Origin of the sequence: Duganella sp. CY15W (genome assembly GCF_009857555.1) — a bacterium.
Classification (GTDB): Bacteria; Pseudomonadota; Gammaproteobacteria; order Burkholderiales; family Burkholderiaceae_D; genus Rugamonas; species Rugamonas sacchari.
In genome coordinates, this window is the sequence record NZ_WWCQ01000001.1 from 1,097,902 (window position 1) to 1,111,028 (window position 13,127).

General features: G+C 62.7%; 11 protein-coding genes. 2 read left to right on the forward strand and 9 right to left on the reverse strand.

The features are described 5' to 3' along the window. Window positions 1-90: 90 nt before the first annotated feature. The 4 genes from GTP58_RS05255 to GTP58_RS05270 all read right to left on the reverse strand — a co-directional run bounded on the left by GTP58_RS05255 (window position 91) and on the right by GTP58_RS05270 (window position 5,104). Entirely contained in the window at window positions 91-2,241 is a 2,151-nt protein-coding gene (locus GTP58_RS05255) for a TonB-dependent siderophore receptor (RefSeq protein WP_161076554.1), read from the reverse strand. Window positions 2,242-2,409: 168 nt separating this feature from the next. Then, window positions 2,410-3,255 (reverse strand): alpha/beta fold hydrolase, encoded by an 846-nt coding sequence (locus GTP58_RS05260; protein WP_202413474.1) that lies wholly within the window; start codon window positions 3,253-3,255, stop codon window positions 2,410-2,412. Window positions 3,256-3,352: 97 nt separating this feature from the next. Continuing rightward, a complete protein-coding gene (locus GTP58_RS05265; RefSeq protein ID WP_161076555.1) occupies window positions 3,353-4,309 on the reverse strand; it encodes an MBL fold metallo-hydrolase in 957 nt (318 codons plus the stop codon). 153 nt (window positions 4,310-4,462) lie between these two features. Beyond that, window positions 4,463-5,104: a phosphohydrolase gene (locus GTP58_RS05270; RefSeq protein WP_229215426.1), complete on the reverse strand. Its 642-nt coding sequence runs from the start codon at window positions 5,102-5,104 to the stop codon at window positions 4,463-4,465. A gap of 96 nt (window positions 5,105-5,200) precedes the next feature. Here GTP58_RS05270 and GTP58_RS05275 point away from each other — a divergent pair, with 96 nt between their 5' ends. Then, a complete protein-coding gene (locus GTP58_RS05275; protein ID WP_161076556.1) occupies window positions 5,201-8,302 on the forward strand; it encodes an NAD(P)-binding protein in 3,102 nt (1,033 codons plus the stop codon). Here GTP58_RS05275 and GTP58_RS05280 read toward each other — a convergent pair. The 3 genes from GTP58_RS05280 to GTP58_RS05290 are packed head-to-tail and all read right to left on the reverse strand — an operon-like array spanning window position 8,299 to window position 9,793. Further along, window positions 8,299-8,835, reverse strand: coding sequence for a GNAT family N-acetyltransferase (locus tag GTP58_RS05280; RefSeq protein WP_161076557.1), 537 nt, complete (start codon window positions 8,833-8,835; stop codon window positions 8,299-8,301). The genes GTP58_RS05275 and GTP58_RS05280 overlap by 4 nt on opposite strands. Continuing rightward, complete coding sequence (locus tag GTP58_RS05285; protein ID WP_072784636.1) at window positions 8,832-9,416, reverse strand: helix-turn-helix domain-containing protein; 585 nt, start codon at window positions 9,414-9,416, stop codon at window positions 8,832-8,834. The genes GTP58_RS05280 and GTP58_RS05285 overlap by 4 nt, the downstream gene beginning before the upstream one ends. A gap of 41 nt (window positions 9,417-9,457) precedes the next feature. Beyond that, window positions 9,458-9,793, reverse strand: a complete 336-nt coding sequence (locus tag GTP58_RS05290) for a hypothetical protein (protein ID WP_161076558.1) — start codon at window positions 9,791-9,793, stop codon at window positions 9,458-9,460. Window positions 9,794-9,946: 153 nt separating this feature from the next. Between GTP58_RS05290 and GTP58_RS05295 the strand changes: the two genes are divergently transcribed. Further along, window positions 9,947-11,017, forward strand: coding sequence for a flavodoxin family protein (locus GTP58_RS05295; protein ID WP_161076559.1), 1,071 nt, complete (start codon window positions 9,947-9,949; stop codon window positions 11,015-11,017). 12 nt (window positions 11,018-11,029) lie between these two features. Here the strand turns inward: GTP58_RS05295 and GTP58_RS05300 are convergent, their stop codons facing one another. Next, entirely contained in the window at window positions 11,030-11,689 is a 660-nt protein-coding gene (locus GTP58_RS05300) for a class I SAM-dependent methyltransferase (protein ID WP_161076560.1), read from the reverse strand. Window positions 11,690-11,744: 55 nt separating this feature from the next. Further along, complete coding sequence (locus GTP58_RS05305; protein ID WP_161076561.1) at window positions 11,745-13,121, reverse strand: MFS transporter; 1,377 nt, start codon at window positions 13,119-13,121, stop codon at window positions 11,745-11,747. Between the last annotated feature and the right edge of the window lie 6 nt (window positions 13,122-13,127).

Genomic DNA, 13,127 nt, shown 5'->3' on the forward strand with positions numbered 1-13,127 from the left:
ATAGTTGTCATGGCTGGGTCACCCGATCGGGTTAGTCCCCGGGCAGGCTGGCACCCGTCCAACCACAGCTCTACCTAAAGGCGGAGGCGCTTACCAGCGATATACGGCTGAAGCGATGGCCTTGCGCGGTTCGCCATAGAAGCAGCGGTAAGGGCAAGCGGTGATGAAGGTCTTGTCGCTCACGTTGCTGAGATTGAGCGCGAAGCGCCATGGACCGGCGGTGTAGCTGGCCATGGCGTCGAACACCGTGTAATCGCCGCCACGGTAGTCGTGCCATTGGCTGCTTGTTTCGCCGACATAGCGGGCGCCCGCGCCCAGTTTGATCTGCGGCAGGCCGAAAGCAGCGAGCGATGCATCCCCCCAGACCGACAGCTGATTGTAAGGAATGCCGCTGACGCGTAATCCCGCCTGTTCCGGATACAAGGGACCGGCTTTGGTGGTGCGGACATCGGTGTAGGTGTAGGCGGCAATGATTTGTGCATTGCGGCCGATGCGGCCTTTGGCTTCCAGCTCCACACCGCGCGAACGCACCTCGCCCTGCTGCATCTGATAGCGGGGATCGGCTGGATCGTCGGTCAGTACATTGGTTTGCGTGAGCTGATAGGTGGCGGCGGACAGCATCAACGCGCTGCCCCTTGGCTGGTAGCGGATGCCAGCTTCATATTGCTCCCCGCGCGTCGGCTTGAAGCGGCTACCGCTGCGGTCTATGCCAGCCAATGGCGCGAAGGACTGGCTGAAGCTGGCGAATGGCGCCAGGCCGTTGCCGGCCAGGTAGACAGCGCCAACGCGGCTGGTGAACGCCGAGCTGCGCTCATTGTCGACCGTGCACTGGCTTTGGTCGAAATAATTACACTGCTTCTGGCGCACCTTGTCCTGACGGCCGCCCAGCAGCAGTACCCACTTGCTGGCTATTTTCATCTGGTCCTGGAAGTACAGGCCCAGTTGGCGCGTGGTGGTGCGCGTCGCGGTGGATTGCTGGGGCTCGCCTATCGGGCCGCCATACACGGGTGTGTACAGGTCCAGCGGGCCGACCGCGCGGTCATAGCGCAAGGTGGCCCATTTCTGCTCGGCGTAATCGATGCCTATCAGGCTCTTGTGGGCGATGCCTGCGCTTTGCCAGTCATATTGCAGGGACGTGTCCGAGGTGATGCCGGAGCTGTGTTCTTTGCGGTCCTCGCCATAGCGTTCCTCCACCGAGCGCTGATCTTCGCTGAGGTTGAACGGAACGGAAATGGCAGCCCAGTCCTGGCGCATATTGTAGCGGCGCAGGCTGTGATGCAGTTTGAGCTGATCGTTAAACGCGTGCTCAAACAGATAGCCGAGGGAGAAGCGGTCAATGTGATAGTGGTCATAACCCGGCTCGCCAGTAAAGCGCCTGCGCGGAATGGGACCGTTGACGTTAGGCGCCACGGTGCCTGCCGCCGGCAGGCCGTCGCCGCTATAGGCAGTGCGGTCGCGCTGGTATTCGCTCAACAGGGTCAGACTGGTACTGGCAGAGGGCTGCCATGTCAGCGCGGGCGCGATGTACGCGCGGTTGTCAGGGATGAAGTCAATCGCAGTATCGCTGTCGCGTTTCAGCCCGGTCAGGCGGTAGGACCAGGTACCATCCTGGGACAGGGCGCCGGCAAAATCGGCCGCCACCTGCTTGCGTTTGAACGAACCCAGTTCCACGTTGATTTCGCGTAGCGCTTCCGTGGTAGGCCGCTTGCTCACCGTGTTGACGACACCACCCGGTTCGGCGGCGCCGTACAGGATGGAAGAGGCGCCTTTGAGCACTTCCACCCGCTCCAGTCCATACGGCTCCTGCTGGCCATCAAAACGGTTGCTCTGGTAGCGCGTGCCATCGCGGAATGAGGTCGGGATCATAAAGCCACGCAGCATCACCTCGTCGCCGATGCGCTCGACGTAAGGTGCGCGGGCGCCGCCGATGGCGTAGGCTATGGCGTCGGTAAGGTTCTGTGCTTTCAGCGTTTCGATTTGCTCGGCACCGATGACGGTGATGGATTGCGGTGTTTCGGCAATCGCGGTATCGGTCTTGGTCGCTGTTGCGCTGCGGCTGGCCGCGTAACCCATTACCGCGCCTGTGGCCTTTTCCTGTTCTGCGGTGACAAGTACTTGTGGCAGGATGGCGCTGCTGGGCGCTAGGTCGGCCGCACGGGCGGCGCTGGTCAGCGTAAGCGTGAAAAGAAGGCCGGCAAGGCCGGCCTGGAATGCGGTAGATGGAATTTCTCGCGGGGACATGAAGGGCTGTCAAAAAGTGTCTGGAACTAGGCAGACGTTCCAGCGCCCCATTTGTTCAGGCAATCCTGAAAAGTGAATTCACGCAGCGCGTTGAGAAGCCCCGGGCGGAAATTGATCGAGGGAGATAGAAAACCGGCGATGGTTGCCATCGCCGCATCACCGACCGGTTTAGTCTTTTTGCAGGAAGGCCAGCAGGTCGGCGTTCAGCTTGTCCTTGTGGGTGGTCGGCAGGCCGTGCGGCGCACCTTCGTAGACCAGCAGCGTAGCATTCTTGACCAGTTTGACCGCTGTTTTGGCTGAGGCGTCGATAGGGACGATCTGGTCGTCGTCGCCATGCACGATCAGGACCGGTACATCTATTTTCTTCAGGTCTTCGGTGAAATCGGTTTCCGAGAATTGCTTGATGCAGTCGTAAGCATTCTTGATGCCGCATTGCATGCCTTGCAGCCAGAACGTATCGCGCACACCTTGCGATTCCTTGGCGCCCGGACGATTGTAGCCGTAGAACGGAATGGTCAGATCCTTAAAGAATTGCGAACGGTCTTTCAGCACGCCGTCGCGGATGCCGTCAAAGACCGACATCGGCAGACCGCCCGGATTGCTGTCCGACTTGACCATTTGCGGTGGTACGGCGCCCACCAGAACGGCCTTCTTTACGCGTGCGCTGCCATGACGGCCGATGTAGCGGGCGACTTCGCCGCCACCAGTGGAGTGGCCGACCAGCGTGGCGTCCTTGATATCGAGCGCGTTGAGTAGCGTGGCCAGGTCATCGGCGTAGGTGTCCATGTCGTTGCCGTTCCATGGCTGGCTGGACAGGCCGTGGCCGCGGCGGTCATGGGCGATGACGCGGTAGCCATGGCTGGCCAGGAAAATCATCTGGTCTTCCCAGGCGTCGCCCTGTAGTGGCCAGCCATGGCTGAAAACCACGGCCGGGCCGCTGCCCCAGTCCTTGAAGTGAATGCGGGTACCGTCTTCTACGGTGACGCTGTCGATCGTCAGTTTGCTATTGCTCATGGGGGCTCCTGTATTCCTGGGTGAGTGAGTAGGGTACTGCCCATGCAGTGTAAGCACCGCACGATTGGATGGCTCCTGCCAAAAGTCCAGTTCTGGCTTAGGGCTGAGTGATGGGTGACTCGTCATAGTTAAGCGGCAGCCATTGGTACTCGCCTTGATGCCGGCGGATGTGGCCCAGGCCGGGGAAGGCAATGTGGGCGGCGGCGACGATCCAGTGCTTTTCTGCTGCCTTCTGCAGCAGCATCGCGCGCGTGGCCTGTGCATTTGCTTCGCTGCTATCGTACTTCACGGTGGCGGCAGGATGCGGCAGCTGAATCGGCGCGACGTGCACGATGTCGCCCCAGATCAGTAACTGCTGGCCGCGGCTCTGGATCAGATAGCTGGCATGGCCGGGGGTGTGGCCGGGAGCGGGCAGGGCCTCGATCCCGGCTTCCAATGGGCCGAAGGCCCGGTAGGGCTGGAAGCGGCCGGCGGCCTGGTATGGTGCAACGGCAGCCTGCGCCGCATCAAAAAAGGTGGCAAGCAAGGCTGGTGCCCTGGCCTTGTTGTCCGCTGTCAGCCAGTAATCCGCTTCCGTTTGTGACAGGCGCAGCACGGCGTTCGGAAAAGCGGGTACGCCGCCGGCGTGATCCTTGTGCAGATGGGTGAGGTAGATTTCATCGACTTGCTCCGGCTGGTAGCCGGCTGCGCGCAGATGTGCCACCAGCTTGCCGCAGCAGTCGCCATACAATGCGCCGGCGCCGGTGTCGACCAGTATCAGTTTGCTGCCCGTATTGATCAGGAAAGCGTTGATGGAGCCCTGGACTGGCAGCGCAAGATCGGCGTCCGCCAGTTCCTTGATTGCCTGCTGCGGTGTGATGTTGGTCATCACGGTATCGACCGGGAACGGATGCGTACCGTCCGACAGCGCAGTCACTTCAAAGTCGCCCAGCATGATGCGGTAATAGCCGGGTGCCTGATGCTGCGACCGGGGTGCGGCAGCGTAGGTGATACATGGCGCGAGCGGCGCGGCCAGTACGCAGGCCAGCAGGAAATACTTCAGTGTCAGTTTCATGGCGATCCTTGTGCTACAACGGGAGTCACCGATGCTAGCGGAAAGCGCCTCGCCGCGCCCCGGCCGTAAGACCAGCTTCGGCATAAATCATGCGGGCCGCAGATGGTGGCGATGCCGGGTTAGTGCACTATTTCACATTGGCCGCAACACAGGTCAGGCACATAGTATTTTCAACTGGTCGAGTTGATCGAGGAAACGTTCAGCGGCGACAGCGGGCGGCCATGGCTCCCACGCAGTGCCGCCATAGATGGCTTGCAGCGGGTCGTCACTCAGCGGCGGTACCGTGATCTTCAGCGTCTGGCGGACTTCCTGTGCCGACCAGCCGGCGACATGTACCGCTTCGCTGGCGGCGGCCAGGCGGTCGGCGAGTTTATGGGCGGCGTGTTCCTTGACCGTCCAGCGCGGCAGGCCGTAGCGCAGGAAGACAGCGGCTTCCAGTTTCTGCGATAGCGTCTTGAAGGCGTCGCCCATGAAGGGCTTGAGCGGCGAGACGCAGTCAAATCCCAGCAGGCCTTCCTCCGCATCATGCAGCAGTTCGCGCAACGCGGACAACGGCGCCAGCGTCAGGCCGGCAGACTGGCAGGCCGCAGCGCGCACATGCATCACGGTCAGCGAGTGCTGCGCTACTGACAGCGGCAGCGGCCAGGCCGAATGCCCGCCCCAGCGATAGGTGCGGGCCAGCCCCAGTGCAAGGTCGCTATCGTCCCAGTCAAAAGGTGTGGGATCGAGCAAATCCAGCCGCCGTCCGGACGGCATGCGCACCCAGGCGCGTTGTGCTTGGTGGTCTCTGGCCATGGCAAATTCTACCTCGAAAATCGTTATTTATTTTAGGCAATAGTGCCTGATCTGAAATACACTGAGGGATTACCGACTTCTCTTTCCCGCAACGCCATGGCGACCAGACCTTCCTATATTTATCAGGGCGGCTCGGTGATGATGCACTCACCGCTGCAATTGAAGAATTCCGAGATGTACGGCTTTTTCGTCAAAGGCGAACTGGCCAAACTCCAGGCGACGCTGGACGATACGCTGAACGCCGTCGCCGGCCAGCGCATGACGTTCAAGGCGCTTTCGCCGTATGTGCTGATTACTTTCACGCGCGTGAATCACGCGGATTCCGCCGCCCCGGTGGACCATGCCAAGGGCTGGATCACGGAAATCGACATCGTCACCTGGATCATGGTCGGCGCGATGGATGAAGAGGGCGAGCTGGCCCACATCTACTACTACCCGGCGCACATCTTCGTGGACGATGCGATGGCGCTGATTAATGGCCGCGAGCTGTTCGGCTATACCAAATACCTGTGCGAGTACGAGATCGACGCCAGTCGCTGCGCGCTGTCGGCCAAGGGCTTCCACCCGTTTTCGCCGGACACCAAAATCGCCATGCATCCGCTGCTGGAGGTGAACGCCACGCAGGCCACGGACGGCGAGCGTGAAGTCAGCAGCATCTTCGACATCATCGAGCAGGCGATTGAGCTGTTCCTGTCGATCCCGGACTTCTTCAACATGGACGTCGCGGGCTGGGAAGACATCATCTCGCTGCTGCGCAATCCGCGCATCGACCAGATCTTCCTCAAGCAGTTCCCGGACAGCGCCGGCCTGAAGGCGGTGTACCAGGCGATCCTGGCGGCGCCCGCCACCATCGAGAAAATCCACAGCGGCAAAGTACTGGGCTATGAATACGAGGCCGTGCTCCATGCCTTCGACAGCTTCCCGCTCAACGACACGCTGGGTCTGAAACTGGGGCCGCAGCAAGCCATCCTGCCGTACTACCTGAATTTCGATTTCACCGCGCAGCCGGGTGAAGAGCTGGTGGACAACTCGTCGATCGCGCCGCAGAAGATTGCGATACTGGGCGGCGGCGTGGGCGCAATGACCACGGCCTACCATCTGAGCGACCAGCCGGGATGGCAGAACAACTACGACATCACCGTCTACCAGCAAGGCTGGCGCCTGGGCGGCAAGGGCGCCAGCGGGCGCAATGCCAAACTGGGACAGCGCATCGAGGAACACGGACTGCACATCTGGTTCGGTTTTTACGCAAATGCCTTCAAGATGATCAAGGCCGCCTATGCGAGCCTGGACCGCCCGGCCGGTTCGCCGCTGGCGACCTGGCGTGACGCCTTCAAGCAGCATGATTATGTGGCCCTGTCGGAGCAGGTGGGCGACCAGTGGCATAACTGGTCGATCGTGTTCCCGACGCTGCCGGGCGAACCGGGCGAGGGCGATGAAAAGATCACGCTGTGGCAGATGGCCGTGGCCATGGTGGGCTGGATCGAGAAGTGGATACGCAGCCTGGATAAGCTCACGAAGGAGATGGAACTGCCGCCGCATCCGCACCACACGGGCGTGATTCCGGACTGGCTGTATCACCTGGCGGAAGGCGTGACCTCGTCGGTGCACGAGCTGCTGGATGATGTGTCGCTGCTGGCCAGTGCGCTGACCGGCATGGTGTTCAATATGGCGGAAGATGCGGACCCGGGCCAGCATCTGGCGCTGGCGGGCGCACTGGCGGGTGTGCGCGGCAAGCTGCATTCGCGCTACGACAAGCTGATCGCCAATGCCAACGGCGATGTCGCGGATGATATCCGCCGCCTGTTCATCTGCCTGGACCTGGGCATTACGGTCATGAAGGGCGTGTTTGAAGATGGCGTCATCAAGCATGGCTTTGATGTCATCAACGATATCGACTTCCGCGACTGGCTGCGCAAGCACGGCGGCGACGAAGCACTGTGTGTGAATTCGGCGCCAGTGCGTGGCTTCTACGACCTGGTGTTTGCCTACGAAGGCGGCAACTTCGACAAGCCGAATGCGGAAGCGGGCACGCTGCTGCGCGCGATGGCGCGTATCGGCCTCGCTTACAAGGGCGGCATCATGTTCAAGATGCAGGCGGGGATGGGTGACACCATCTTTACGCCGATGTACCAGGCCTTGCTGGCGCGTGGCGTCAAGTTCAAGTTCTTCCACAAGGTGGAGGAGCTGGTGCCGGACGGCAGCCAGATCGGCAGCATCCGCATGACGCAGCAAGTGGCGCTGGCAAACGGCAGCTACGATCCGCTGGTGCCGGTCAAAGGGCTGGACTGCTGGCCGAGCGAACCGCTGTACGGCCAGATCGACAAGGCGCAGGCGGCGCTGCTGCAAGCGAAGAATATCAACCTGGAGTCGCATTGGACCGACTGGCCGCAAGTGTACCGCGAGGCGTTTGACCAGGAACTGCCGGTGGTGACGTTGCAGCGCGGCGTCGATTTCGACCAGGTGGTGTTTGGTATTTCAATCGGCTCGCTGCCGGTACTGTGCCCGCAGTTGCTGGCGCAAAGCCCGGCGTTGCTGGCCACGTCCGAGAAGGTGCAAACCGTGGCGACGCAAGCCTATCAGGTCTGGCTGGACAAGGACCTGGCGCAGATGGGCTGGTCGTATCAGCCGGATGGTCAGCAGCCGGTGCTGAGCGGCTTCACCGAGCCTTACGATACCTGGGCGCCGATGGACCAGCTGCTGGTACGCGAAGACTGGCCGGCGCCGCTGGACCCGCGCAATGTGTCCTACTTCTGCAGCGCATTGCCGGTGGAGAGTTATCCGCCAGTCAGCGATCATGGCTTCCCGGCGCACATGGCGGAGGTGGCCAAGGCTGGCGCCATCAGTCAGCTGGGCAAGGAGATCGCTTCGCTATGGTCGGCGGCCGGTCCGTCCGGCGCGTTCCCGTGGCAGTGGCTGGTGGATGGCAGCGAGGCCACCGGTGTACAGCGCTTTGATGCGCAATACTGGCGCGCCAATGTCGATCCGTCCGAGCGCTATGTGATGTCGGTGGTGAATTCGACCAGGTACCGCTTGCGCACCGACCAGTCGGGATTCTCCAACCTGTTCCTGACCGGCGACTGGATCAAGACTGGCCTCAATGCGGGCTGCGTGGAAGCGGCCGTGATGGCAGGCATGCAGACTTCGCGCGCGATCAGCGGCTATCCGGCCGTGATCGAGGGCGAGGTGGATTTCTAAAGCTGCTTGTAAAAGAAGGTGGTGCCGCAGTAGGCGCCATCTGGCATCAACGCGTAATTGGGCACGACGCCAACCGCTTGCCAGCCGGCGCGCTGATACAGGCGTTCGGCGTCGCCACCGGTGACAGTGTCCAGTACCAGTACGGTTTTGCCTTCTTCCCGGGCGGTGTGATCGACTGCCGCCATCAGCTGCGCCGCCACGCCGCAGCGGCGGGCATCGCGGTGGACCAGCATTTTGGCGATGTCCGCACGGTGCGGCTGGTTGTCGGGCAGCGCGGTGATGAGCTGGACGGTGCCGATGATGCGCCCCGCGCCAGTTTCCGCCACCAGCAGGATGCGTTCGTGGCGCGCCGCGCCGGCCAGCACGCCGCGCCAGAATTCCAGCGCTTTCTCGCGCGGCATCGGCAGCATGAAGCTGACCGAGGCGCCGCCTTCAACGCAATCAAGCAGCACATCCGCCAGGGCTGACGCCAGCGTTTCGGCGTGCGTACTGGCCTCGCTCGCGCTCACACGGCGGACTGTGACGGCGTTCATGCGTTTCTCCTGGCGTTGGGCTGGGTGGTCAGTGCGACCAGATAGCGCGCCTGGGCGCCGGTGGGATTGTGGAAGCTGATGTGGCGGTCCAGGCGCATGGCCAGCGTGTCGCCAGCGTCCAGCCGCCACTGCTGATCGCCGACGCTGACTTCCATCGCGCCTTCTATCATCCATACCTGCTGGTGAATGTCGGCATTGTGCGGCACGCTGTCGTAGGCAACGCGCTGGCCGGCCGGGAAGACCACGTCCACCAATTGCAGCGGAGATGGTGCAGCTGGCGACAGGCTGCGCCGCATATAGCCGGATGCCGGGTCGGTCCATACTGGCTGGTCGGCGACCCGCGCGACCGGCGATGGCCCGGCCTCTGGTGCGGCCTTGTCTTCAAACAGCGCGGCCAGCGCCACGCCCAGCGCGCTGGCCAGTTTGTCCAGTACGGCGGCAGTGGGGCTGCTCTCGCCGCGCTCAATCAGGGAAATGTTCGAACGGCTGACGCCACTGCGCGACGCCAAAGCATCCAGTGAGAGGCTTTGGGCGTCGCGCAGTTCCCGCACGCGGCGGGCGATGAGCTGATGTATGTCCATGAATTCCATTTTACAGGAAATTCATGTCCAGTAAACTGGAATCAGCGTTTGTCCTGATTGTTGTCGGTGGAGCTGTCGCCGCGCGCACCGGCATTTTTGTCACGGTGGGTGGCTGCCGTTGCTGCCGCCGACGCGCTTTGCTGGTTGCGCTGGTCGCCGCGATTCTGGTTGTCCTGGCGCAGCGCATGTTCCGAACGCGCCGGGCCGCTATCGCGCTGTTGCTGCTGCAGATTGCCCGGCGGGGTATCGTTGCCAGCATCGCCGGTGGCATGGTTGCCACTCTCCGACATGCCCTGGGTTTTCGGATCGTAGTCGCCGTGCGGCATATTGGCGCCGGGTTTGAAGCCGCGTGGATCGGGTTTATTGGATGCACTCATGATGGGTCTCCTTAAGGAATGCGAGTTGTCATCGTAAGCCGTCACAGCCGCGGGGGGCGTAGGCGCACGCGCCGTGGTCATGTAGGAGCGTGCGTCAGCGCACGGAGGAGCGCCGGGCTGCGTGCCAAGCTGGGATTTCACCGGGAGATGACAATGGCAGAAGTACGACAGGGACAGGCGCCGCAGCCGCTCGAGCGCAAGGAATTTCATGTGGAATTCATGCGCGCATTTGTGGACCCGAAGTTCGAAGCAGTCAAGACTGCGCTGGCGCAGGTGGAGGAAGTCGCATGGCAGAATTATCACGAAGGCCGCAAGGCGCCAGTGACGCAAAAGGCCGGCAGCGGGTTTGCCGATCCCGATTACGATTTGTCGGTGGAGTGGAAAGCCACGCGCGACCGCCTGCTGGCGGCAGAGAAGCGCCAGAAAGATCCGCAGACGCGGTCGCGCGTGCTGTTGATTATCGGCGCCGCCCGCAATGACGGCTCCTGTCCCGGCGAAATCTCCAAGACCTACCGCATGAGCCTATGGGCGAAGGAAGCCCTGGCCGAAGCCGATATCGAGGTGGACGTGCTGGATCTGAGCCTGCTGACTTCCGGCTATGACCTGCACATCCATCCCTGCAAGGGCTGCGTCTCCACCGCCATGCCGCTGTGCCACTGGCCTTGCAGCTGCTATCCGAATCACGGTGCACGCCAGACCAATGACTGGATGGCGGAAATTTACGAGAAGTGGGTGGCTGCGCACGGCGTCATCATCCTGACGCCGACTTACTGGTACCAGGCGCCGTCTGTGCTCAAGCTCATGATCGACCGGCTGGTCTGCGCGGATGGCGGCAACCCGGATCCCACCAGCACCCACGGCAAAAAAGCGGCGGAGGCCAAGGAACTGGAACTCAAAGGCTGGGACTATCCCAAGCATCTGGCTGGCCGCGCGTATGGACTGGTGGTGCATGGCGATGTGGCTGGAGTGGAAAGCCTGCGGCGCAACCTGTCGGACTGGCTGAACTGGATGGGATTCATTGATGCGGGCCAGCAGTCCACGCTGGACCGCTATCTGGGCTATTACGAATCCTATGCGGAGAGCCATCAGAACCTCGACCAGGAAGTGCAGTTCCAGCAGGAGGTGCGCAATGTGGCGCGCTCGGTGGCAGCCGCCGTCGGCAAGCTGCGCAGCGGTTGGCTGAGCAAACCAGATGCGGCGATCACGCCGGTACGGCCCAAATAAGGCGCAACCGGCCTAGCGCTTGCGCGCCAGCGTCAGGCCGTCGCTGAGCGGCAGGAAGGACAGGTCAATGCGCTCGTCCTGATGCAGCTTGATGTTCAGCGCCTGGATCGCGGCGGTATCGTCGTTATCGGCGCGCTGCGTGACCTTGCCTTCGCGTAGCGTGTTATCCAGCACGATCAGGCCGCCGCGGCGCACCAGTTGCAGGCAGCTTTCGTAATAGCCGTCGTAGCCGGTTTTTTCTGCATCGATGAAGGCGAAGTCGTACAGGCCTGCTTCGCCATCTTCCAGCAGGGTGTTCAGAGTCTGCTGGGCGGGAGCGATGCGCAGTGAAATCTTGTCGGCCACGCCTGCCTGCTGCCAGAACGGACGCGCGACGCTGGTGTATTCCTCGCTGATGTCGCAGGCGACCAGCCGGCCTTCCGGCGGCAGCGCCAGTGCGACGGACAGCGCGCTGTAGCCGGTGAAGACCCCGACCTCGATCGCATTGCGTGCGCCCATCAGTTTGACCAGCAGCGCCATGAACTGGGCTTGCTCCGGCGAGATCTGCATGGTAGCGCGCTCGTGGCCGCGCGTTGCATCGCGCAAGGCGGTTTGTGCCGGATGTTCGCGCAGCGAATGCGTCAGCACGTAGTCGTACAGGGTGTCAGTCAGGGTAAGCGTGCGGTTGGACATGCTGTCTCCTCGAATCGGTGTGCAAACAGTTTAACAGCGCTGCCGTAAATGGGGTTCACCGTTGCGCGACGACCAGCCGCGAAAAACTGGCGATGCTGGCGACGCCGGAAAACACTGCGGCCAGGATCAGTGCATACGTGGTGCCGCGCGTGGCGGACAGCGTGAAGCAGTAGGCTACCAGGGCCGCGCCGGTGGCCTGCCCCAGCAGCCGCGCGGTGGCGACGATGCCGCTGGCGCCGCCGGCACGCGTGGGTGGCGCACTGCTCATGATGGCTTTCAAGTTAGGCGCCTGGAAGAAACCGAAGCCGACGCCGCACCACGCCATGCGCCAGCCGATGTCGAATGCAGAGGGCTGGTCCGGCAGCATCAGCATCGCCACCAGTCCGGACGACAGCAAGGCCAGGCCTATGCCGCCCAGCGCGCCGGGCGGATAGCGGTCGCTCAGGCGGCCGGCGATGGGCGCCATGACGGCCACCAGCACCGCCCATGGCGTCATCAGGAAGCCGGTTTCAATCGGCGAACGGCCCATCGTATGCTCAAAATAGAAGGGCAGCGACACAAAGGCCAGGCCTTGTGCGGCAAACGTGCACACGGCGGTCAGGGCGGACAGGGTGAATAGCGGGAGCCTGAACAAATCCACCGGCAGCATGGGCGCTGCATGGCCGGCCTGGCGGCGCAGCAGCAGGCCAAAGAAGATCAGCGTGGCCACCAGCTCCGGCAGCAGCTTGTGCCAGCCCTCCTGGTGCGCGGCGTCGCCGAAAGTGAGGATCAGCAGGCCGAAGGCAAATACGTTGAGGATGGCGGTTGGCGCGTCGATCTTGTGCGTGGCGCGCACGTTATGCGGCAGCGCGCGCCTTGCCAGCAGGATGGCGGCGATCCCCAGCGGGACGTTGATGGCAAACAGCCAGGGCCAGGTTGCGGCGGCCAGTATCAGCGAAGCGGCGGTGGGACCGACCGCAAACGCCACAGCGACCACCAGCGAGTTGAAGCCAAAGCCCTGGCCATGCAGCCTGGCGGGGAAGATGGTGCGTATCATTGCGGTGTTCACGCCCATCATGGCGGCGCCGCCGATGCCCTGGAACAGGCGCGCTACCACCAGCGAGGGCAGCGACCATGCGAGTGCGCAGGCCAGCGATGCGGCGGTGAACAGGGCCAGGCCGAAGATGCAGACGCGCCGGTAGCCGATCACTTCACCCAGCGCGGCGAACGGCAGCAGCGTGGCCACCATGGCCAGTTGGTAGACGTTGACGATCCATACCGAGGCGGCGGGCGTGGTGTGGAGTTGATCCGCAATCGCCGGCAGGGCGGTATTGGCGATGGCGGTGTCCAGCGACGCCATGCCGACGCCAATGGCGACCGACAGCATGGCCAGGCGCCGCGCATCGGGCGGCAGGCCGTCGCGCGCAGCCAGCGCGCTATCGTGAGTATTCATGTGGGG